Source organism: Acinetobacter sp. ACZLY 512, assembly GCF_023614015.1.
Taxonomy (GTDB): domain Bacteria; phylum Pseudomonadota; class Gammaproteobacteria; order Pseudomonadales; family Moraxellaceae; genus Acinetobacter; species Acinetobacter soli.
This window is the reverse complement of record NZ_JAKIVI010000008.1, coordinates 95632-118151: the sequence shown is the minus strand read 5'-3', so window position 1 is coordinate 118151 and position 22520 is coordinate 95632. Positions and strand designations below refer to the sequence as shown.

The following is a 22520-nucleotide window of genomic DNA, read 5'->3' as shown; positions in this document are numbered from 1 at the left end:
ATCCGTAGTCACTTGATACTCAGGTGACTGCCCCCATTTAAGATCCAAATACTTTAATGCCTGCATCTTCGCAGGCATTAACTATGGAGACTGATATGTTAGACCGCACTCCTTCTCGTGAATTACAAGAACATCTTTGGGTTTTTCCAATGGATTATCCAATCAAATTGATTGGTAATGCAGGAGATGAGCTTCGCATAGCTGTTGTTGATATTTTGCAGAAGCACTTTCCTGAATTTGATGCTGCATCAATCAAGGTGCAACCATCACGTACAGGAAAATATCATTCTTTAACAGCGCAATTACGCTTTGAAGAACTTGAACAAGTGCACGCACTGTATGCAGATTTGGCGGCTTGCCCACTGATTCGTACTGCACTTTAAGCTTTTAAAACACGCCCTGTGGCGTGTTTTTCTTTATTTGCCTATCTAATTTCTGCTTTCACTTCAAACACGAAGAGATACGATCTGTGAATGATACTGTTTTAAAACCTACACTCGTCATTCGACAATACACCCAGTTGCATCCCTATGCCGATCTGTTTGATGAAATGAAAACCCTCACCAATGAGCGAGATGCCGATACTCCCGATCAATTGTGGATTTTGCAACATCAGCCTGTTTTAACTCAAGGTCAAGCTGGAAAGCCAGAACATATCTTGCTGCAAACCGACATTCCTGTAGTTCAATCTGATCGAGGCGGTCAGGTTACGTGGCATGGTCCGGGACAAATGGTGATCTACTTTTTATTTGATCTGAACCGTTTGAAATGGAATGTCCGAACGCTGGTTTCTTTTGCTGAACAACTCATGATTGATCTGCTTCAAGCTTATGGCATTGAAGCTTATGCCAAAGCTGATGCCCCGGGTGTGTATGTTGCAGGCCGTAAAATTGGTTCACTGGGGTTTAAAATTCGTCGCGGACGCAGTTATCATGGGCTGGCTTTAAATATCGATTGCGACCTGAGTGGCTTTCAAAGTATTAATCCTTGTGGTTATGCTGGGCTCGAAATGGTGCGGTTATGTGACTTACTGGCTGCGTATCCTAGCTTTGAACAGTTATGCGATCAGGTAGTGAACTATTTTAAATCCCGCGAAGATTTTAGTGACGTACAAGTCATCACACGATAAATCACTTTTCGATCATCAAAAAATCAATTAGAGTAAATACTCTAAATAAAATTAGAAACTGCAAAGGGAAAGTAGAGTGATTCCAATAAAAGCCGTTAAACCTGCATTACAGCTGAGCTACGTCAAACTCATGATGGATGTGATTGGGCGCGGGCTTGCCATGGCAAGTGAAGTCGATCAAGAGATTCAACAGGAAGTTGCCAAGTTTCCAGCCAATTTTGTTTTGTCGATGAACGTTTTTCCACATGGTCCAGCTTTCGTGGCGCGTGTAACACCAGATAAACGCCTTCAGTTACTTTCCAATACCGACATCAAACCCGATCTCACCATTACCTTTAAGCATTTAAGTCATGCTTTTTTAGTATTTTCTTTTCAGGAAAGTACCGCACAGGCATTTGCCAATGACCGTATGATTGCTGATGGTGATCTGTCGTATGCAATTCGTCTGGTACGGTGTCTAAATAAAATGGAAGCCTTGATTTTACCTAAAGTCGTGGCTTCACTTGCAGTAAAAGAGTACCCAAGCGAGCTGGCATTGAAGGACAAATTGACCGGCGCCGCCCATATTTATCTTAAAGTCGCACAATCATACTTAAAACGGAGTATTTAACATGGCCAAGCCTTACTATGAGTTTTTCTGTCCTGTCAAAGTGATTGCTGGCCATGCCGCGCTTGAACATATTCCGTTTGAACTGGCTACCTTGGGCGCAAAAAAAGCCTTTATCATTACCGACAAAGGCGTGCGTGCCAACAAGTTACTCGAACCCATCGAAGCAGCATTTGGCTCAACCGATACGGTAATTGGTTATATTTTTGATGATGTTCCACCCGACTCTAGCCTGCAAACGGTTCGACGTGCAGCAGAGTTGTATCGTGAGCATGGCTGTGATGCCATTATTGCCATTGGTGGCGGCTCCGTGATTGATACCTCGAAAGCCACCAATATTCTGGTTTCTGAGGGCGGTGATGATCTCTTAAAATATTCAGGTGCCCACAATCTACCTAAACCGTTAAAGCCGTTTTTTGTTATTCCGACCACCTCAGGTACAGGCTCTGAGGCCACTATGGTGGCCGTTGTGTCAGATACGGAAAAAAATGTCAAAATGGCCTTTGCTTCGAACTATTTGATGCCACATGCTGCCATTTTAGATCCGCGCATGACCCTAACGTTACCCGCTCATCTCACTGCAATGACTGGCATGGATGCTTTAACCCACTGTGTCGAAGCCTATACCTGCCTAGCCGCAAATCCAATTAGCGATGCTTACGCCAGCGCCGGAATTAAAAAAATCAGCGAGCATCTGTTTCAAGTCATTGAAAATCCAAACGATGCCCAAGGCCGTCTTGAACTGGCACAAGCCTCTACCATGGCCGGCATTGCTTTTTCAAATTCGATGGTCGGTCTGGTGCATTCACTCGGTCATGCTTTGGGTGCAGTTGCGCATTTGCCGCACGGTTTATGTATGAATCTATTCTTACCGTACGTGCTTGAATACAACAAAGACGTGAATGGTCCAAAAATTGCCGACCTCTTGCTGCCACTGGCTGGCGCTGATATATACGCTCAGACTCCAGCCAATCAACGTGCAGACAAGGCCATTTCCACCATTTTGGCCATGCGTGATCGTTTATTCAGCATGACCAAACTGCCACGTACCTTACGTGAAACAGGCAAGATAAACGAGGCTCAGCTCGATGAAGTGGCTGAAAAAGCACTCAATGATGGCTCAATTATTTATAACCCAAAAGAAGCGAGCTTAGCTGATCTAAAAGCGATTTTGAAAAAAGCTTGGTAATTCTTCATTTTTTTATAATTTTGCTAAGAGTCTGAATTTACTTTAAGTTCAGACTCTTTTATTTTTAGATGAATTTTTATTCATTTTTTTTACTGGTCAAGTTGGCAAAAAATTTGCTAAAAATTCAACAAAGTTACTGACAAAAGGCCCCATTTTAGGATAGATTGGCGCACTTTACTTTTTGTATAGGGGGGATCGTTCGTCTCAAACGATCCTTAACAGACATGACTGATCCTTGATCAACGATTATGAGGATACGCCGTTGACAACTCACACTGGGACTCAACCTGCGGCTAAACTGCAAAAGACGCTAGGACTCTGGCACATCATCATCATCGGTTTGGCTTATATTCAACCGATGACCCTATTTGACACTTTTGGCCTAGTATCAGAAGAAAGTCATCATCATGTACCGACATCGTATATCATTGCTCTGATTGCGATCTTGCTGACCTCGATCAGTTATGGCCATATGATTCGTCGCTATCCGTCTTCCGGATCTGCGTACACCTATGCGCAAAAATCGATTCATCCCAATGTTGGCTTTATGGTCGGCTGGTCATCATGGCTGGACTATCTGCTCTCGCCTATGGTCAACATCATTCTGGCTGTCATTTATTTACAGGCGTTGTTCCCATCAGTGAATCACTGGGTCTGGGTCATTGTACTGACCGCATTTATGACGGGAGTGAACCTTCGTGGTGCGAAATTCGTCGCGCATTTCAATAGCTGGATTGTTTTGGTTCAATTGATTGTGATTGCCGTCTTTACTTATCTGGTCTATGAAAAACTCCAGATGGGCTTAAATGCAGACGGACCAATGACTGCTGAAACACGCTATCAGCTCTGGAGCCTCGAACCTTTTTGGAACGAACTGACCTCCTTGGGTGCAATCGTAACGGGTGCCACCTTGCTATGCTTCTCGTTTACCGGATTTGACTCATTAAGCTCACTGGCTGAAGAAACCAAAGATACGGAAAAAACGCTACCTAAAGCAATTTTTCTGACAGCGTTGTTGGCGGGTGTCATTTTTATTGCCAGCACGTACTTCATCCAGATTTATTTCCCGGGCGATCCAAAAAGCTACTTTGCTGATATTGCAGCCACCCAGCCTGATATCTTGATGCTTGTAGGTGGATCACTGTTTCAGTCATACGTATTGGCTTTTGCAATTGTGACCGTTATGGCGTCGGGTATTTCGGCACATGCAGGCGTATCGCGTTTGATGTACGTGATGGGCCGTGACGGGATTATCAACAAGAAGATTTTTGGCCATATCAGTAGCAGCAGTTATACCCCGTCTTACAATATTATGATTGTAGGTGTGGTTGCCTTGGCTGCAGGCTTTATGGACTTAGATATCATTATCTCAATGATCAGTTTCGGTGCCCTAACAGCATTCACCTTCGTGAATCTGTCGGTCATTTCACGCTATGCACTTCGTGATGGACGCACCAAAAACTTTAAAGATATCTTAAACTTTGTGATCATTCCGTTGTTGGGCTTTTTCAGTATTTTTGCCATGTGGCTTGAGATTGAAGACACTGCGCTAAAATATGGCTTGTGGTGGGCGATGTTTGGTATTTTGTACTTAGGTTATAAAACCAAAGGTTTTAAATACTCAGCACCTCAGCATAATGAGTTTGACGACAAGTTATAAACCAAGAAATAAAAAAAGGCGCATCGCGCCTTTTTTTATTTCTGTTGCTCTAAGCTACAGAACAAAATAAACGCCTTACTAGACCATTTAAACTGCCGATAAGGTTTTAAAACCTTGCTGACGCCATGCTTCGTATACAATTACAGCCGTAGCATTAGACAGATTTAAACTGCGAGAATTTTCTGCCATCGGCAAACGAATCCAGTTTTCCTGAGGAAACATTAAGCGTACCGCTTCTGGCAATCCACGCGTTTCAGGCCCCATCAATAGTGCAATAGGTCGATTTAAATCGACTGTATGCGGGGTCGATGTGCCTTTGGTGGTCAGAGGAAAAACCGCGCTAACCCCCTGACGCTGTAAATCATCTAGGCATAATTGGATATTGTCCCAGATTTTCATGCGCGCATATTCGTGATAATCCAGCCCAGCACGTTTAAGCTTTTTATCATCCAGCTCAAATCCTAACGGACGTACCAAATGCAACTGCGCACCTGTATTGGCGCACAAGCGTATGATATTACCGGTATTGGCAGGAATTTCAGGCTCAAACAAAACAACGTGAATCACTTAACTACTCGCTTGTCACTTAGATTAAACAAGTTCAGGTAATAGACCTGAACGGATGGGATTAGGCAATTTTCGACCCTGAATCATGCCATTGAAGCTGATCACGTAAATTCACCACTTCACCAATAATCGTCAGCGTCGGTGCATGAATGTGGTGCTCAAGTACTTTCGATGCGATGGTCTGTAATGTTCCCACAACAACTTTTTGCTCTGGCGTAGTACCCTTTGAAATCAGGGCCACAGGCATATCAGGCCGCTGACCATGTTCAATCAGTTGCTCGCAAATCTGTTCAAGTCCGACCAGCCCCATATACAGCACTAAGGTCTGATTTTCATAGACCAGCTCTTTCCATGGCAGCTCTGGAGATCCGGCTTTTAAGTGTCCTGTTAAAAACCGTACGCTCTGCGCATAGTCACGATGAGTAAGTGGAATACCGGCATATGCCGAGCATCCCGAAGCAGCGGTAATGCCGGGCACCACCTGAAACGGAATACCCGCAGCAAAAAGCTCCTGAATTTCTTCGCCCCCACGGCCAAAGATAAACGGATCACCGCCTTTGAGTCGACAAACTCGTTTACCGGCCTGCGCATACTTGACCAACAACTCATTGATGCCTTCTTGGGGCACACTATGATTTGAACGCGCCTTCCCGACATAGACTTTGTCTGCATCTCGACGGCATAGTTCCATAATTGGCGCAGAGACCAACCGGTCATAAATAACGACATCGGCCTGCTGCATCAAGCGTAACGCTTTGAGTGTAAGTAATTCTGGATCTCCCGGGCCAGCCCCGACCAAATACACTTCACCTTTAGGCGTGCGCCAGTTTTGCAGTGCATCGGTCATCATCTGGTTTGCAGCATCCAGATTGTCATTGAACACCTGCTCTTTTAAAGGACTATTGTATAAATCTTCCCAAAAAATACGGCGTTCATCTGGATTTTCAATCTGGGCCTTCACTTGTTTGCGCCAACGACCAGAAAACTCGGCCAGTTTACCCATGCCGTGTGGCACCAATGTTTCAATCTGCGTGCGAAGCTGACGCGAGAGCACAGGTGATGCGCCATTTGAAGCCACAGAAATTAGTAGCGGTGAACGATCAATAATGGCAGGCACCATAAAGCGGCAATTGGGAATGTCATCGACGCTATTGACCAAGATCGTTCGCGCTTCGCATTGCTCGAATACTCGCTTATTTACGGCTGCAACATCAGTGGCTGCAATTACCAATCGATAAGCACGCTCCAGATCAGTGTCTTCAAAAGGCTTGTGATACGCAGTACCCTGACTTTGATCGATCAATGCAGTTAAATCACTGCTAATCTCGGGTGCAACCACATCTAAAATTGCGCCCGCTTTAACCAGTAGGACAGCTTTACGGTAGGCAATATGCCCACCTCCCACAATCAAACAACGCTGTTGCTGTAACTTAAGCGAAATTGGAAAAATTTCCACTGCCTACCTCGGAATCAAAACATTGGGTGGGTAAAAGCAAAAATCATGCACACAATCGATGCAATTAATCGATAAACGTTGCACCACCCATGTACGGACGCAACACTTCTGGAATTTCGATTGAACCATCTGCACGTTGATAGTTTTCCATCACCGCCAAAAGTGTACGACCAACAGCCAGTCCAGAGCCGTTTAAGGTATGGACCAATTCGGTTTTCTTGGCTTCACTACGATAACGCGCCATCATGCGGCGTGCCTGAAAGTCGCCCATATTTGAACATGATGAAATTTCACGATAGGTATTTTGACTCGGTACCCACACTTCAAGGTCATACGTTTTGGTTGAACCAAAGCCCATATCACCACCACACAGCAATATCTTGCGATACGGCAAGCCGAGTGCCTGCAAGATCCCTTCAGCATGTGCAGTCAATTCTTCGAGTGCCTGCATAGAATCTTCTGGTTTAACGATCTGCACCATTTCTACTTTATCAAACTGATGCTGACGGATCAGACCACGGGTGTCACGACCATACGAACCAGCCTCACTACGAAAACACGGTGTGTGCGCTGCATACTTCAGCGGAAGACGATCGGCATCGATAATTTCATCACGCACAAAGTTGGTGATTGGCACTTCGGCGGTAGGAATGAGATAGTATTCTTTTTCGCCTTGTAACTTAAATAAGTCTTCTTCAAACTTTGGTAACTGCCCTGTGCCACGCAAACTATCTGCATTAACCAAATACGGCACGTATGCTTCGGTGTAACCATTTTTTAAGGTATGTGTATCGAGCATAAATTGAGTCAAAGCGCGCTGTAAGCGTGCCAAAGGCCCTTTTAATACGCTAAAGCGTGAACCGGTGAGTTTAGTGGCCGTTTCAAACTCCAGCCCCCCCATCCATTCGCCCAAGTCGGTATGGTCTTTGATTTCAAAATCAAATTGACGCGGCGTGCCCCATTTAGATATTTCCAGATTATCACTTTCATCTTTGCCTTCTGGCACAGATTCATGCGGCAAGTTTGGAATAGTGAGCGCTTTTTGTTCAATCTCTGCCTGTAGATCAGCCAAAGCCACCTCGGCAGCTTTGATCTCATCTGCAATTGCTTGCATGCGGGTCATGATTTCTGATGCATCACCCCCCGCTTTTTTGATTTGGCCAACTTGCTTCGCCCCGGCATTACGTTCTGCCTGCAAACTTTCAGTTTTGGATTGAAGCTCCTTGCGGCGTGCTTCCAGTGCTGACCATTCAGCTGGATCAAGTTGAACACCACGTTTAGCAAGGGCCAGATTTACAGCTTCAATATTATTTCTGAGTAATTTTGGGTCGATCATAGTCAATCAAAAGTTAAGGAAAAAACTGCCTTATAGTGTAAGCGCTTCACATCAAAAAATACAGTCAGCACTTCACGACAATTTTAAATGACTTAAATCAGCTTTACTCCTGAATTCAGACTCAATTTAGCCAGATTAAGGCGATTGCATGACAGGCTGACTCGGCAAGTACTCAGGTTTAATCACATCTTTGGCTTGATCATACGGCAAGGTCAGCTCTGTAAGCCCTTCAGCATACGAGGCCAGTTCATAAAGTGGATAGACAAACACGATGCCGTCATTGCCATAATAATAGTTGTCGCTCAGTTTTAGCTTTTCTCGTGAAATGCTATGTTCATCCAGCCAGCTTTGATTATAACTGTAGAGTCGATCAAGTAGGGTTGCCTCTTTTCCGGTCTGGATTAAATCTGCCACCGTCACATGCTTTTTATGAGCCAAATCGAAAATAACGTATTCTTTGTGATACATCCCATGTGCTGCACCTGCCGAATAGGTATATGTGAATAATTCAAATGAAGCCAGATTGTAATTTTGCCCCAAATAACGCACGTAAATCATACTTTGGCCATCTTGCGGCATTCCATCAGGCAACTTCACAGCCTGATCGGGTAAATTGGCAAAGGCATTTGGATCGGCCTTTTTAATACGTTCGCTAAAATATGCATCAATCCAAGGCTGATTGGTTTCGACACTTTGAAAGTTATAGGTGGTACACCCATCTTCTAAACATAGCTTGTTTTTTGGCAATTTGACTGCGACCACTTTGGCCTTTAATGCGGGAATACTGGGCTGAGCGGCGGGAGTTGTCGTAGATTTTTGCTCATTCTTTGCATCAGATTTGGGTTGGCAAGCACTGATCAGTAAAGTGGCACTGAATATTGAAACCAGAACAGTTGTTTTTCTTGTAGGTAATAAAGCCATATGCACTCCTCTCTATTATGATCATGTCATCTCAATGAAGTTCACTATAGCAAAGCCACTTTTAAACTGAACATTGAAGTTATGTAGCCTGAGCACAAAAAAAGCCGCATACGCGGCTTTTTTATATTGACGGCTTATTGATCGATAATATCCGTGCCTTTTGGCGGTGTAAAATTAAAGGTCGATGCCGGAATTGCAGCATTTAACTTCACGTTATTAAATCGAACATATGTGGTTTGACCGAGTGAATCTTGCAAAATCATCAAACTTGGTGCTTTATTGGCGCCAAAGCTGATGGTCAGGCTTTGAAAGGCACCCTCACTGTCTTTTGGATATAGTGTGTAGTAAGTTTTACTACGATCTGGCTGAGTCACCCGATAAGACTGCATAATCTGACTGGTATTTCCAGAAAGGAGCAGCGCAGGCGTGTTGGCAACCTGTTCATCTAGACTCTGACGAATCGCTTGTTGTAGATCAGGGTCATAAATCCAGACCGTTTTACCCGTGGTCACAATGGTCTGTTTAGACGGCGTTGAGGTTTCCCAGAAAAACTTTCCTGGACGCGCAACTTTCATTACCCCTTTAAAGGTCTGGTTCATGTGCTGCGCTGTCAGCCCTTTCTTTTGTGGCGCTTTTGAGTTGGTTACTTTAGTGGTTTGCTCAAAGTTGGCACTCAAGCTTTGAATACCCGTGAGTTGCTTCACCAAGTTTGAAGTGGCTTGTTGTTCCGATGCAGGCGTCGCGGCAAACACTGTCGTGCTCATGACAGGTGCAAGCGTTGCTGCGCTTATCGTTATTGCACACATGGTTTTACGAAGCATCGTCATAATATCACCTTGTCTTTCGTTGTGTTTCAATCAATTTGATTTTTATATTACCCGACAAATTATATGCTAAGAATTGAAAAAATAAGACATTTTGTAGTTTTATACGGCTGCTTTGTGAGTTTTATTCATCATGATGGAGAGCATCTTTATTTTCAGATATAAAAAAAGCCCACATCGTGGGCTTTTTCAAACAATCTAAATCTTATACAGATTCAACTGTTACATAGCGACGGCCAAACTGACCCTTCACTTCAAACTTTACTACGCCATCAGCAGTAGCAAATAATGTATGGTCACGACCCATACCAACGTTAGCACCAGCGTGGAATTCAGTACCACGTTGACGTACGATGATGTTACCAGCAGTTACTGATTGGCCACCGTAGATTTTAACACCTAACATTTTAGGATTCGAATCACGACCGTTTTTAGTCGATCCACCAGCTTTTTTAGAAGCCATGTCTATTACTCCTCGTGATTAGCCTGAAATACCAGTAATTTTCAACTCGGTAAACCATTGACGGTGACCTTGTTGCTTACGGTAGTGTTTACGACGACGCATTTTGATGATGCGGATTTTGTCGTGACGACCATGACCAACCACTTCTGCAGTTACTGTAGCGCCAGCCACAACTGGAGCACCGATTTGAATGCTTTCGCCGTTTACAAGCATAAGTACGTCATCAAACGTAATAGTTGAACCGGTTTCAGCTTTCAATAATTCAACTTTAAGGGTTTCACCCTCAACTACACGGTGCTGTTTACCACCGCTTTGGATTACTGCGTACATAATGTACTCCAACTCAGCCCGTGTCGTCGTGTCAGTAAAGGGACATACTGAACTTAAAACGAACGCCACTGGGATATATAAGGCGACAGATTTTAAGTGAAATTTGACCAAACAACAAGTAAGCGAACAAAAAATAATATGTTAAAGCCGAAATGGATCATGCATACGCTTAAACACAAAGCAAATAAAAGCACAACCTAGCTTTTAAACGGAATATGTGTAAAATCTCAAATACAGTTTAAAAACAACTTGCTACTGTAAATTGAGCTTAATTTTCAAATCTGGCGTTTCATTTATAGGTCAATCTTTTGGTTTTTTTCTGCAAGAAAAATGCTTGTGGCGTATAAGTCTAGGCTCGCTTTTTTTGATTAAGTATCTGATTTAATTAAATCTATATCACCTTTAGTGACGTTTCCCCTAAATTGATGAGGTTCCCCTTCAATGGCCATCGACTTTAAGCAAGATATTCTCGCACCTGTTGCAACCGACTTTGCAGCGATGGATAAATTTATCAATGAAGGGATCACTTCCAAAGTCGCATTGGTGATGGCGGTCAGTAAACATGTGGTTGAGGCAGGCGGAAAACGTATGCGTCCGATTATGTGTTTATTGGCTGCAAAGGCCTGTGGTGCACAAGACTTGGCGCCACACCGTAAACTTGCCGCGATTATTGAGATGCTGCATACCGCTACGCTGGTACACGACGATGTGGTCGATGAATCAGGTTTAAGACGCGGCCGTCCAACCGCGAATGCGACCTGGAATAACCAAACCGCAGTCTTGGTAGGCGACTTTCTGATTTCGCGCGCATTTGATTTGCTGGTCGATTTAAATGATATGGTGCTTTTAAAAGATTTCTCGACAGGTACCTGTGAAATTGCCGAAGGTGAAGTATTGCAGCTCCAAGCCCAACACGACCCAGAGACCACCGAACAAACTTATTTAGATATTATTCACGGCAAAACGTCGCGTTTGTTTGAACTGGCCACCGAAGGCGCAGCGATATTATCCAATACACCGCAATACCGCGAGCCGCTACGTCTTTTTGCCGGGCACTTTGGTAATGCATTTCAAATCATTGACGATATTTTAGATTACACCTCGGATGCCGAAACATTAGGTAAAAATATTGGTGATGATTTGATGGAAGGTAAACCCACTTTGCCGTTAATTTCAGCATTACAACATACCACGGGTGAGCAGCATGCTATTGTCCGACGCAGTATTGCGACGGGCGGAGTCGAGCAACTCGATCAGGTGATTCAGATTGTACAGCAGTCGGGTGCACTTGATTATTGTCGCCAACGTGCTGAAGAAGAAACCCAAGCCGCGCTCGCAGCGTTGAGTCAGCTTCCCGAAAGTGAGGCACGTCAGGCACTGTTTAACCTGACAGAAATGGCGCTACATCGAATTCAATAAAACTAACTAAATTTACACATACGTTGCCTATGCATATTCACTTATTAGATCTTTATGCCACCATGCAGTCGCAGCTTGAACAGAGCCCGAATGCACTAGATGAATCTTTGGCAGTCGAACTCATTAATCGCTTGAGACCTGCCGACACACGCAATCTGGATGAGATCGATAAGAAATTTGATGCATTTGTACAATCCTTACTGATCACCCCCAATGCTGCCTATACCCTACAGGCGTTTATTTTGCATTTGATCCAGCAGTACAAGCAAAGTGGCTTGTACTCTGACAGCGGCATTTTGTCGCAGGATGGTTTTTGGAACCAGCTTTCTCAGCGCATGGGCGCTTATGTGTTGCCCAGCCTGATCGATCACAAAGATTTACGCACCCTGATTGGTCAAGTATTTCATCAAAAAAGTGATCGTTACTGGCTCGATGCCATTGAAGATGCACGCTGGAATAAGCTGTTTCAGGTGCTAGGGCAAAGTAACGGTAATGTCGACTGCAAACGCGTTGTACATGACGAAATGATCACTGCCATTACCGTATTGTCGTATCGAATCAGCGGCATTGGTTTATATCCTGAATTTATTAACGCCCAGCCAGAACTCTCAGAATACGAATCACCATTTCTGGTGCAAAATCGCGAAGTCATTGAGTTTATTGAGCAGTACAAACAGTTGCAATACACCGGCCATGAAGTGGCAGTACTCGAACCACCAGATGCCTCACAGGCTTTGGTGATGTTTGATCAATGCCGCGATGTGGTACTGAAAATCCGCCGTGCCACCAAACGCATCGGGGTCAGTTTAAGCCTGACCTACCTGCTCTCGCTGCTTGAGCAGTGTTTAGACCGGATTGAGTTGTTGCTGACCATTGTAGTGGCAGATCAACAGCGCCGACACCGTGCTTTGGGCGAGCTGCTCAAGGATTTAACTGCCGCGCATTATAGTGAAAAAAGTGTGCGTGCGCTGCTCAGCACCAACAGTGAACTGATTGCTCTACAAGTCACCGAAAATGCCAGTAAAACTGGCGAACACTATGTGAGTACCGACAAAAAAGGCTTTTTGGGAATGTATAAGGCCGCCGCCGGTGCCGGTGCGATTATTGCGGTCATGGCAACCCTGAAAACGCTGGCGGCGCGAGTCACATTGGCACCGCTGATGCAGGCATTTGTATACAGTATGAATTACTCACTGGGGTTTGTCCTGATTCATATCTTGCACTTTACCGTGGCAACCAAACAACCGGCCATGACAGCTGCCGCTCTGGCAGCTACCGTACAACAGCGCAGAGGTTCTAAAAACGCACAACTGGCTGAACTGGCGGCCCTCATTATTAATATTATCCGCACCCAATTGATTGCAATTTTGGGCAATATCTCAATTGCAATACCAGTGGCGGCGTTTATCGCGTTTATGTGGCATTTTAATCTCGATGAGCCACTGATGACCAACGCCAAGGCCGCCAAAACCCTGCACGATTTAAATCCGTTTACCTCACTGGCAGTGCCACATGCGGCGATTGCAGGTGTGTGCTTATTTTTGTCTGGTTTGATTGCAGGTTACTTTGACAATATGGCGGTTTATCGTAAAGTCGGTCCACGCTTAAAAGCGGATATACGTTTAGTCAGACTGATGGGACAAGCTCGTTTAGACCGTTTTGCCGATTATGTCGAACGCAACTTGGGGGCATTGGCAGGTAATTTCTTATTCGGAATCATGCTTGGCAGTATGGGCACGATTGGCTTTATTTTGGGACTACCTCTCGATATTCGTCATATTGCCTTTGCATCGGCGAACTTTATTCAAGGCTTGATGAACATCAATGGCTCACCCGACATCGGTCTGATCGTGGTTTCTTTTTTGGGCGTACTGATGATTGGTTTAACCAACTTATTTGTCAGCTTTACCTTAACGGTCATCGTGGCATTGCGCGCGCGACGCGTACGTTTTGAGCAGTGGAAACCCTTGGCAAAACTGGTGATGACCCACTTTTTGACCCGTCCAAGCGACTTTTTTTGGCCACCAAAACAACCGGTTGAAGTCGAAGACCCTTTAACTCAATCAGAAAAAACAAAACATTAACAATTTTGTTGTGTAATGTTAAAGCAACTTAAAAATTGTTCAGAATGAAATTACTATCAGGCATATTAGACTTGAAAAAAAGTGTACTCGAAAGTACACTTTAACTCCACAATCCTTGGCCAAAGGCCTCGGTAACAGTAAAGGTTGCTGTGATGCCATACCTACTGCTTTGTATTGGTTGTATTTTTTTCATTGTTGGCGTTTCTGCTTTATTTTCTCCTACCGCTCAGTTTTGGGACATTTCTGTCGTACAGTTGTTGAGTGAACATAGGAATCCAGCATTTGACCATCTTTCAACCGGACTTGCTTTCTTGGGTGGTATGCCTGCGGTGCTTCTTGTTACTGTGCTGTGGTGCCTTATCCACTTCTTAAACGGTAAAAAAGCAATTGTTGTCTTTATCGTTTTAAGTGTGCTGGGCAGTATAGGATTGGGGTGGCTCTTTAAATGGTGCTTCGATAGACCGCGTCCGCCAGAGATGTATCACATCGTCAACAGTTATGGTGCATCGTTTCCAAGTGCTCACAGTGTTTATGCAGCCACACTTGCAGGCCTCGCGCTGTTGATTTACCGCCACCATCCCCGGTATTTCCCAATTGCATTTGTGGCCTTGCTGTGGTTTGGCATGATGGGGGTTTCAAGAGTTTACGTCGGGGTTCACTATCCTACCGATGTATTGGCAGGCTGGGGCATTGGTTTAATTTGGACCTCGTTGCTTTGGCTGGGGCTATTAACAACCAAGTTAGACAAAAACAAATTATTTTTAGATAAGAATCTAAATGAGGTGAAAGAATGACGTCGGCTAAGCTTTGGGTTCCTGCCCTTACTGCTTGCGCATTGGCAACAAGTATTGCACTTGTTGGTTGTAGCAAAGATTCCAAGAATGCTGAGCAAGCGGCAGCTGCACAGCAGATGCCACCTCCTCAAGTAGGTGTCATTGTTGCTCAACCACAAAGCGTAGAACAATCTGTGGAATTGTCTGGACGCACATCGGCGTACCAGATTTCTGAGGTTCGTCCACAGACCAGCGGTATTATTTTAAAACGCCTGTTTGCAGAAGGCAGCTACGTACGTGAAGGTCAAGCGCTTTATGAGCTCGACTCTCGAACCAACCGTGCCACACTCGACAATGCAAAAGCTGCGCTGTTGCAACAACAGGCCAACCTCAGTTCATTAAGAACCAAACTCAACCGTTATAAGCAATTGGTTTCGAGCAATGCCGTGGCCAAACAGGATTATGACGATTTAGTGGGTCAGGTCAACGTTGCCGAAGCACAAGTTGCGGCTGCACGCGCACAAGTGAAAAATGCAGAAGTCGATCTGGGCTATTCGACCATTCGCTCACCTATTTCGGGTCAATCGGGTAAATCGTCGGTTACAGCGGGTGCTTTGGTGACTGCAAACCAGACCACAGCATTGGTCAGCATTCAACAGCTTGATCCGATTTATGTCGATATTCAGCAGTCTAGTGCCGAATTACTTCGTTTGCGTCAGCAACTGAGCAAAGGTAGCCTAGACAACAGCAATAACACCAAAGTCAAACTTCGTCTTGAAGATGGTTCAATGTATCCAATTGAAGGGCGATTGGCGTTCTCTGATGCGTCTGTGAGCACCGAAACCGGCACCATTACGGTACGCGCGGTGTTCCCAAACCCGAATCACTTGTTGTTACCGGGCATGTACGCCACGGCGCAGATTGCACAGGCCGTTATTCCAAATGCATATTTGATTCCACAAGCTGCGGTTACCCGTACGCCAACGGGTCAAGCCACTGCAATGATTGCCAATGCCAAAGGTGTGGTTGAAACACGTCAAATCCAGACCTCTGGCGTTCAAGGTCAAAACTGGATTGTGACTGGCGGCTTGAAACAGGGCGATAAAGTCATTGTCGATGGCGTAGCCAAAGTTAAAGAAGGCCAGCAGGTGAAGGTTGAGCCATATCAGGCCAAACCTGAGCAATCAGCCGCTCCACAAGGTGCAGCTGCTCAAGGAGCAACCTCAGGCAAGCCACAAATGACTGAACAGAACAAGGCGCCTTCTGATCAAAAAACTACTTCAAATACATAAGGGGTAGACAGAATGGCTAAGTTTTTTATTCATCGCCCCATTTTTGCGTGGGTGATTGCATTGGTCATTATGTTGGCGGGTATTCTTACGCTGACCAAAATGCCAATTGCACAATATCCTACGATTGCGCCGCCTACCATTACTATTGCTGCAACTTATCCAGGTGCATCTGCTCAAACTGTTGAAAACACAGTGACACAGATTATTGAGCAACAGATGAATGGTCTGGATGGCTTACGTTATATTTCATCAAACAGTGCTGGTAACGGTCAGGCATCGATTCAATTAAACTTTGAACAAGGCATTGATCCAGATATCGCACAGGTACAGGTGCAAAACAAGTTGCAGTCTGCAACGGCACTCTTACCTGAAGATGTACAGCGCCAAGGCGTGAAAGTGACCAAATCGGGCAGCAGCTTCTTACAGGTGATTGCATTTTACTCACCTGATGGCAGCCTGTCTGATGCAGACATTAAAGATTACGTAAACTCAAATATTTCTGAACCCCTTAGCCGTGTAGAAGGCGTAGGTGAGATTCAGGTATTTGGTGGCTCTTATGCTATGCGAATCTGGCTCGATCCAGCCAAACTCACCAGCTATCAACTTACACCAAGTGACGTAGCAACTGCACTTAAAGCTCAAAATGCGCAAGTTGCAGTGGGTCAGTTAGGTGGTGCACCTGCCGTCAATGGGCAAGTTCTGAACGCGACAGTAACTGCGCAAAGTCTGCTTCAAACGCCAGAAGAATTCCGTAATATCTTCTTGAAAAACACCGCAGGTGGTGCTCAAGTTCGACTCCAAGATGTTGCGCGTGTAGAACTTGGTTCAGACAATTATCAGTTTGAGTCGAAATACAATGGCAAAGCTGCGGGTGGTCTTGCTATCAAGCTTGCAACAGGTGCCAATGCGTTAGACACCGCACAAGCTGTTGAAAACCGTTTAGAACAGTTACGTAAGAACTACCCTGCCGGTTTAAAAGATCAGCTTGCGTATGACACAACACCGTTTATCCGCCTCTCGATTGAAAGTGTTGTACATACACTGATTGAAGCTGTGGTACTGGTGTTTATCGTGATGTTCTTGTTCCTACAAAACTGGCGTGCAACGATTATTCCAACGCTTGCAGTGCCTGTAGTTGTACTCGGAACCTTCGCCGTCATCAATATTTTTGGCTTCTCCATCAACACCCTGACCATGTTTGCCATGGTACTGGCCATTGGTCTCTTGGTCGATGATGCAATTGTGGTGGTCGAAAACGTCGAACGGGTAATGGCTGAAGAACACAGTGACCCCGTCACTGCGACCGAACACTCGATGCAGCAAATTTCTGGCGCCCTGATCGGGATCACCAGTGTACTTTCTGCGGTATTCGTACCGATGGCATTTTTCTCTGGCACTACCGGGGTCATTTATCGTCAGTTTTCGATTACGCTGGTCACCGCGATGGTGCTCTCGCTAATCGTAGCTCTGACTTTCACCCCTGCCCTGTGTGCGACCTTGCTTAAACAGCATGATCCAAACAAAAAGCCAAGTAACAATGTATTTGCCCGCTTTTTCCGCTGGTTTAACCACAGTTTTGATCGTCTATCGAATGGCTATCAAAATGGTGTGGGGCGCATGTTGCATCACAAGTTATTCTCTGGACTTTTGTATGCTGCTGTGGTCGGGATTTTGGTCTTTGTTTTTGTCAAACTGCCATCATCTTTCTTACCAGAAGAAGACCAAGGTATCGTACTGACCTTAGTGCAGTTACCACCAAATGCGACCTTAGACCGAACTGGTAAAGTCATTGATACCATGACCAACTATTTCCTCGATAAGGAAAAAGATTCGGTTCAGTCGATCTTTACTGTATCGGGCTTCTCATTTACCGGTGTGGGTCAAAACGCAGGTCTTGCCTTTATTCGTCTAAAAGACTGGAGTGAGCGAACCACGCCTGAAACCCAGATTGGGAATATCATCCAGCGCGGTATGGCACTGAATATGATCGTCAAAGACGCATCGTACATTATTCCGTTGCAATTGCCGTCGATGCCTGAACTCGGTGTCACAGCAGGCTTTAACTTGCAGTTGAAAGATTCAAGCGGACAAGGCCATGACAAGCTGATTGCTGCGCGTAATGCCATTTTGGGTATGGCCGCACAAGACAAGCGCTTAACGGGTGTTCGTCCTAACGGGCAAGAAGATACACCGCAATATCAAATCAATATCGATCAGGCCAAAGCAGGTTCGATGGGTGTAAGTATCTCCGATATCAACACCACCATGAGTATTGCATGGGGCGGATCTTACATTAACGATTTCGTAGATCGTGGTCGTGTGAAAAAAGTCTACTTGCAAGGTGATGCGGCCAGCCGCATGATGCCAGGCGATCTAGACAAATGGTATGTTCGTAATAGTGCGGGCACCATGGTTCCGTTCTCTGCCTTTGCGACAGGCGAATGGACCTATGGTTCACCACGCCTTGAGCGTTATAACGGTGTGTCTTCGGTCAACCTTCAAGGTACTCCAGCAACGGGTGTCAGCTCGGGCGATGCCATGATGGCTATGGAAGAGATTGTTAACAAATTGCCATCGATGGGCTTACAAGGCTTTGACTATGAGTGGACTGGCTTATCGCTTGAAGAACGCGAATCAGGCGCTCAGGCACCATTCTTGTACGCATTGTCGTTGCTGATCGTATTCTTGTGCTTGGCTGCACTGTATGAAAGCTGGTCGATTCCGTTTTCGGTCTTACTGGTGGTGCCATTGGGTGTATTTGGTGCCGTTTTGTTAACCTTCTTTGGTTCGATGATTAAAGGCGATCCGAACTTATCCAATAACATTTACTTCCAAGTTGCCATGATTGCGGTGATTGGTTTGTCGGCAAAAAATGCGATCTTGATTGTCGAGTTTGCCAAAGAACTGCAAGAAAAAGGTGAAGACTTACTTGAAGCGACCTTACATGCCGCTAAAATGCGTCTACGTCCAATCATCATGACCACGCTCGCCTTCGGCTTTGGTGTACTTCCTCTCGCGCTTGCCTCTGGTGCAGGTGCAGGTAGTCAGCATTCAGTCGGCTATGGTGTTCTTGGCGGTGTGATCAGCTCAACACTTTTAGGTATCTTCTTTATTCCATTGTTCTTCGTGTGGATTCGAAGTGTCTTTAAGTACAAACCTAAAACCATCAACAATCAGGAGCACAGATCGTGATGCAAAAAGTATGGTCTATTTCAGGTCGTAGCATTGCGGTATCTGCACTTGCGCTTGCTTTGACCGCGTGTCAAAGCATGCGTGGCCCAGAACCAGTTGCCAAAGCCGATATCCCTGCAAGCTACAGTTCAAATACTTCAGGACCGTCTATTGCTGAGCAAGGCTACAAAGACTTTTTCTCTGATCCTCGCTTATTGCAAGTGATTGATTTGGCGCTCAACAATAACCGTGATCTACGCACTGCTGCACTGAATATTCAGCGTGCGCAACAACAGTATCAGATTACCAAAAACGATCAGTTACCTACCATTGGTGCCAGTGGTAGTGCGATTCGTCAAGTGTCGTCTACACGTGATCCAAACAATCCTTACTCGACGTATCAGGTCGGTTTAGGCGTGACTGCCTATGAGCTGGATTTTTGGGGACGTGTTCGTAGCTTAAAAGATGCAGCACTCGACAATTACCTCTCGACACAAGCAGCACGTGACTCCACCCAGATCAGTCTGGTGAGTCAGGTGGCTCAGGCATGGTTGAGCTATTCGTTTGCAACTGCCAATTTAAAACTGGCTGATCAAACATTGAAATCACAGCTCGATGCGTACAACCTGAATAAAAAACGTTTTGATGTGGGTATTGATAGTGAAGTACCGCTGCGTCAGGCTCAAATTTCAGTTGAAACAGCACGTGATGACGTTGCCAACTACAAGACTCAGATGGCCCAGGCCAAAAACCTGCTCGATCTATTGGTGGGTCAGCAAGTGCCACAAAACTTGCTACCGAATCAGCCGGTCAGTTCAATTACGCGTGAAAGTATTTTTGCTACGGGTTTACCAAGTGACTTACTTAATAACCGCCCAGATGTGAAATCTTCGGAATATCAACTCAGTGCAGCAGGTGCCAATATTGGTGCAGCAAAAGCCGCATTATTTCCAACGATTACACTCACCGGATCGGCGGGTTATGCGTCAACTGAATTGAGCGATTTGTTTAAATCGGGTGCAGGTATCTGGTCGATTGGTCCAAGTCTCGACTTACCAATTTTTGACTGGGGTACGCGCCGTGCCAATGTCAACATCTCTAAAACCGACCAGCAGTTGGCTTTAGCAAGTTACGAAAAGTCGATTCAAACCGCATTTCGTGAAGTAAATGATGCTCTGGCAACACGCAATAACATTGGCGATCGTTTACAGGCACAGCGTCGTTTGGTGGAAGCAACGAACCGTAACTATACCCTCTCTACTGCGCGTTTCCGTGCGGGTATTGACGGTTACTTGACTGTACTCGATGCACAGCGTACCTCGTACTCGGCGGAACAGGGTTTACTTTTGCTTCAACAAGCCAATTTAAACAATCAGGTCGAGCTGTATAAAACCTTGGGCGGCGGTGTAAAAGCAACCTCAACCCAGACGGTAACCTATCCGGCATCGAGTGCAGAACGCCATAAAAAATAATCAAATGCTCTAGAAAAGCTCACTTCGGTGGGCTTTTTTTTATGTGTTTTTCATTGCAACGTGGTTTCTTTTTTCTTATCTTGATATTTATTATGCCAAGAAGAAAACTGTATGTTATTAAGTAATTTAGAAAATATGCCAGGCCATCACATTACGCAGCAACTCGACGTGGTGTATGGAAGTACTGTTCGAAGCAAGCATGTTGGTCGTGATTTGCTGGCAGGACTTAAAAACATTGTGGGTGGTGAGCTGACTGCCTACACCGAGCTGTTAGAAGAATCGCGTCAAGAAGCGATGCAACGTATGATTGCCAAAGCCCAACAACTCGGTGCCAATGCCATTGTAGGGATTCGCTTTTCGACCTCCAATATTACTCAAGGTGCTTCGGAGCTGTTTGTATACGGCACAGCCGTGATTGTGCAGCCCAATACGCCCAAGCTTCCCGATCCGTTTCAGTAAACAAGGGCAACTGCATGGAAAATCTTATTTTTCAGCTTGGCGTTTTTGTGGTGCTCTTTGTCGTGGGCTGGGGATTTGGAAGATACTTTGAGCGTAAACACCTCAAAGAATTAGAACAAAAAGAACGACTACTGGCGCATATTCAAATCGATACCAATCGTTTTGTACAACCTGTTCAGCCGGGACAATTCGTTTCAAGTAATGTGGTAATTTCCCACGATTACTTTAAATACATCATTGCCAATATTCAAAATTTCTTTGGTGGCAGACTCACCAGCTATGAAACCGTGGTAGAGCGGGCACGGCGCGAAGCGATTGTTAGGCTCAAACTTCAGGCGCAGCAATGTGGATGCACGCATATTATGGGGCTACGTTTAAGTACCACCGAACTGGGCATGCAAGGCGGAATGGTTGAAGTCTTCGCCTATGGTACCGCGATTAACCAAACAGTCCGCTGAGTGGCTGAGTAAGTCATCGATTAAAAACTCACTCGACAAGGACGCGATATTTTGCATCCTTGAACGAGATTGAACTGCTTGATTATTTCACTTTGGTTTTACGGATCATTTTGTACAAGAGTGATGGCGATAAGCGAGACACCAGTACGCCTAACTTTTCTTTGGCACCACCAACTACAATGTATTCTTCATCATTGATCAGTGCTCGAACTACGGTTTGAGCAAATACATCTGGCTCCAAACCATTTTCAATGGCTTCATCTTGATGGCCTTGAGGTTTTCCCTCTCCATTGAGTGCATTGAGTGACACATTGGTTTTCACAAAACCGGGAAAGATCACCGAAACCCCAACGCCCTGCTCTGCCACTTCGGCACGCAAGCTGTTGGCCCACATATGAATAGCGGCTTTGGCTGCCGAATAACTGCCACGGTACTGTGTTCCGAGCAAACCCGCGACACTCGACACATAGGCAATACGTCCAGATTTTTGCTGTAAAAAAGTCGGCAATACAGTTTTGGTCAGAAACACTTGCGAGAAATAATCAATTTCCATAATCGCACGTTCGGTTTGCATGGTGGTGTCTTGAATGAGTGCGCGTTGACTCAGGCCCGCATTATTGATGAGCCAATCGATACGTCCTTTTTGTGCTAACACTTCTGCATAGGCATGACGCACTTGAGATTCGTCGGTAATGTCGGCAGCCACAGACAGATGTTGTTCTGGTTTAAACAGCCCCACTCGCACCGCTTCGAGTTCATCATAACGACGTGCAGTTAAGATTACCTGTGCCCCTTGTAAGGCACACTCACGTGCCAAGGCTTTACCCAAACCTGAAGATGCCCCTGTAATCCAGACCACTTTATTTTCGAGCGAGTTGAATTTTGACATTAGAATTTACCCTATAAATAA

21 protein-coding genes are annotated in these 22520 nt (G+C 45.2%); 13 read left to right on the top strand and 8 right to left on the bottom strand.

Translation table 11 applies throughout. The annotated features are described in order from the left end of the window. Positions 1–95 precede the first annotated feature (95 nt). The 5 genes from L2096_RS10425 (at position 96) to L2096_RS10405 (ending at position 4585) form a co-directional block, all read left to right on the top strand. Positions 96–383 carry a YbeD family protein gene (locus L2096_RS10425; RefSeq protein WP_119026072.1) on the top strand — a complete coding sequence of 96 codons (288 nt, stop codon included), beginning with the start codon at positions 96–98 and terminating at the stop codon, positions 381–383. Between the two features lie 86 nt (positions 384–469). Further along, entirely contained in the window at positions 470–1129 is a 660-nt protein-coding gene (lipB, locus tag L2096_RS10420; RefSeq protein ID WP_104124873.1) for a lipoyl(octanoyl) transferase LipB, read from the top strand. 76 nt (positions 1130–1205) lie between these two features. Next, positions 1206–1739, top strand: coding sequence for a hypothetical protein (locus L2096_RS10415; RefSeq protein WP_004941050.1), 534 nt, complete (start codon positions 1206–1208; stop codon positions 1737–1739). Position 1740: 1 nt separating this feature from the next. Beyond that, on the top strand, positions 1741–2925 hold the full coding sequence (locus L2096_RS10410) for an iron-containing alcohol dehydrogenase (protein ID WP_151746561.1): 1185 nt from the start codon (positions 1741–1743) through the stop codon (positions 2923–2925). 262 nt (positions 2926–3187) lie between these two features. Then, positions 3188–4585: an APC family permease gene (locus L2096_RS10405; protein ID WP_004943238.1), complete on the top strand. Its 1398-nt coding sequence runs from the start codon at positions 3188–3190 to the stop codon at positions 4583–4585. A gap of 87 nt (positions 4586–4672) precedes the next feature. Here the strand turns inward: L2096_RS10405 and L2096_RS10400 are convergent, their stop codons facing one another. The 7 genes from L2096_RS10400 to rplU form a co-directional block, all read right to left on the bottom strand. Beyond that, positions 4673–5152, bottom strand: coding sequence for a tRNA (cytidine(34)-2'-O)-methyltransferase (locus L2096_RS10400; protein WP_048765922.1), 480 nt, complete (start codon positions 5150–5152; stop codon positions 4673–4675). Between the two features lie 61 nt (positions 5153–5213). Then, a complete protein-coding gene (gene cysG, locus L2096_RS10395) occupies positions 5214–6608 on the bottom strand; it encodes a siroheme synthase CysG (RefSeq protein ID WP_004941062.1) in 1395 nt (464 codons plus the stop codon). A gap of 64 nt (positions 6609–6672) precedes the next feature. After that, positions 6673–7944: a serine--tRNA ligase gene (gene serS, locus L2096_RS10390; protein ID WP_004941063.1), complete on the bottom strand. Its 1272-nt coding sequence runs from the start codon at positions 7942–7944 to the stop codon at positions 6673–6675. A 135-nt stretch (positions 7945–8079) separates the two neighbouring features. Continuing rightward, positions 8080–8865 (bottom strand): RsiV family protein, encoded by a 786-nt coding sequence (locus tag L2096_RS10385; RefSeq protein WP_004941066.1) that lies wholly within the window; start codon positions 8863–8865, stop codon positions 8080–8082. 134 nt (positions 8866–8999) lie between these two features. Continuing rightward, positions 9000–9692, bottom strand: a complete 693-nt coding sequence (gene lolA / locus L2096_RS10380) for an outer membrane lipoprotein periplasmic chaperone LolA (RefSeq protein WP_004941067.1) — start codon at positions 9690–9692, stop codon at positions 9000–9002. A 202-nt stretch (positions 9693–9894) separates the two neighbouring features. Further along, on the bottom strand, positions 9895–10152 hold the full coding sequence (gene rpmA, locus L2096_RS10375) for a 50S ribosomal protein L27 (protein WP_004929519.1): 258 nt from the start codon (positions 10150–10152) through the stop codon (positions 9895–9897). Between the two features lie 18 nt (positions 10153–10170). Continuing rightward, positions 10171–10482, bottom strand: coding sequence for a 50S ribosomal protein L21 (gene rplU / locus L2096_RS10370; protein WP_004941071.1), 312 nt, complete (start codon positions 10480–10482; stop codon positions 10171–10173). Between the two features lie 441 nt (positions 10483–10923). Between rplU and sdsA the strand changes: the two genes are divergently transcribed. From sdsA to L2096_RS10330, 8 genes are all read left to right on the top strand, one after another. Continuing rightward, positions 10924–11901 carry an All-trans-nonaprenyl-diphosphate synthase gene (sdsA, locus tag L2096_RS10365; protein WP_004941075.1) on the top strand — a complete coding sequence of 326 codons (978 nt, stop codon included), beginning with the start codon at positions 10924–10926 and terminating at the stop codon, positions 11899–11901. Between the two features lie 29 nt (positions 11902–11930). Next, a complete protein-coding gene (locus tag L2096_RS10360; RefSeq protein ID WP_250365373.1) occupies positions 11931–13985 on the top strand; it encodes a site-specific recombinase in 2055 nt (684 codons plus the stop codon). Between the two features lie 152 nt (positions 13986–14137). Continuing rightward, complete coding sequence (locus L2096_RS10355) at positions 14138–14779, top strand: phosphatase PAP2 family protein (protein WP_004943251.1); 642 nt, start codon at positions 14138–14140, stop codon at positions 14777–14779. Then, positions 14776–16050: an AdeA/AdeI family multidrug efflux RND transporter periplasmic adaptor subunit gene (locus tag L2096_RS10350; protein WP_004941084.1), complete on the top strand. Its 1275-nt coding sequence runs from the start codon at positions 14776–14778 to the stop codon at positions 16048–16050. The genes L2096_RS10355 and L2096_RS10350 overlap by 4 nt, the downstream gene beginning before the upstream one ends. A gap of 12 nt (positions 16051–16062) precedes the next feature. After that, on the top strand, positions 16063–19242 hold the full coding sequence (gene adeJ, locus L2096_RS10345) for a multidrug efflux RND transporter permease subunit AdeJ (RefSeq protein WP_004941086.1): 3180 nt from the start codon (positions 16063–16065) through the stop codon (positions 19240–19242). Then, a complete protein-coding gene (gene adeK / locus L2096_RS10340) occupies positions 19242–20693 on the top strand; it encodes a multidrug efflux RND transporter AdeIJK outer membrane channel subunit AdeK (RefSeq protein ID WP_250365384.1) in 1452 nt (483 codons plus the stop codon). Before adeJ ends, adeK begins: the two co-directional genes overlap by 1 nt. Positions 20694–20804: 111 nt before the next feature. Beyond that, complete coding sequence (locus tag L2096_RS10335) at positions 20805–21152, top strand: YbjQ family protein (protein WP_004941091.1); 348 nt, start codon at positions 20805–20807, stop codon at positions 21150–21152. A 14-nt stretch (positions 21153–21166) separates the two neighbouring features. After that, on the top strand, positions 21167–21610 hold the full coding sequence (locus tag L2096_RS10330) for a YbjQ family protein (RefSeq protein WP_004941094.1): 444 nt from the start codon (positions 21167–21169) through the stop codon (positions 21608–21610). An 82-nt stretch (positions 21611–21692) separates the two neighbouring features. On the opposite strand, the gene L2096_RS10325 is transcribed toward L2096_RS10330, so the two are convergent. Beyond that, positions 21693–22499, bottom strand: a complete 807-nt coding sequence (locus L2096_RS10325; RefSeq protein ID WP_250365372.1) for an SDR family NAD(P)-dependent oxidoreductase — start codon at positions 22497–22499, stop codon at positions 21693–21695. Positions 22500–22520: the final 21 nt, after the last annotated feature.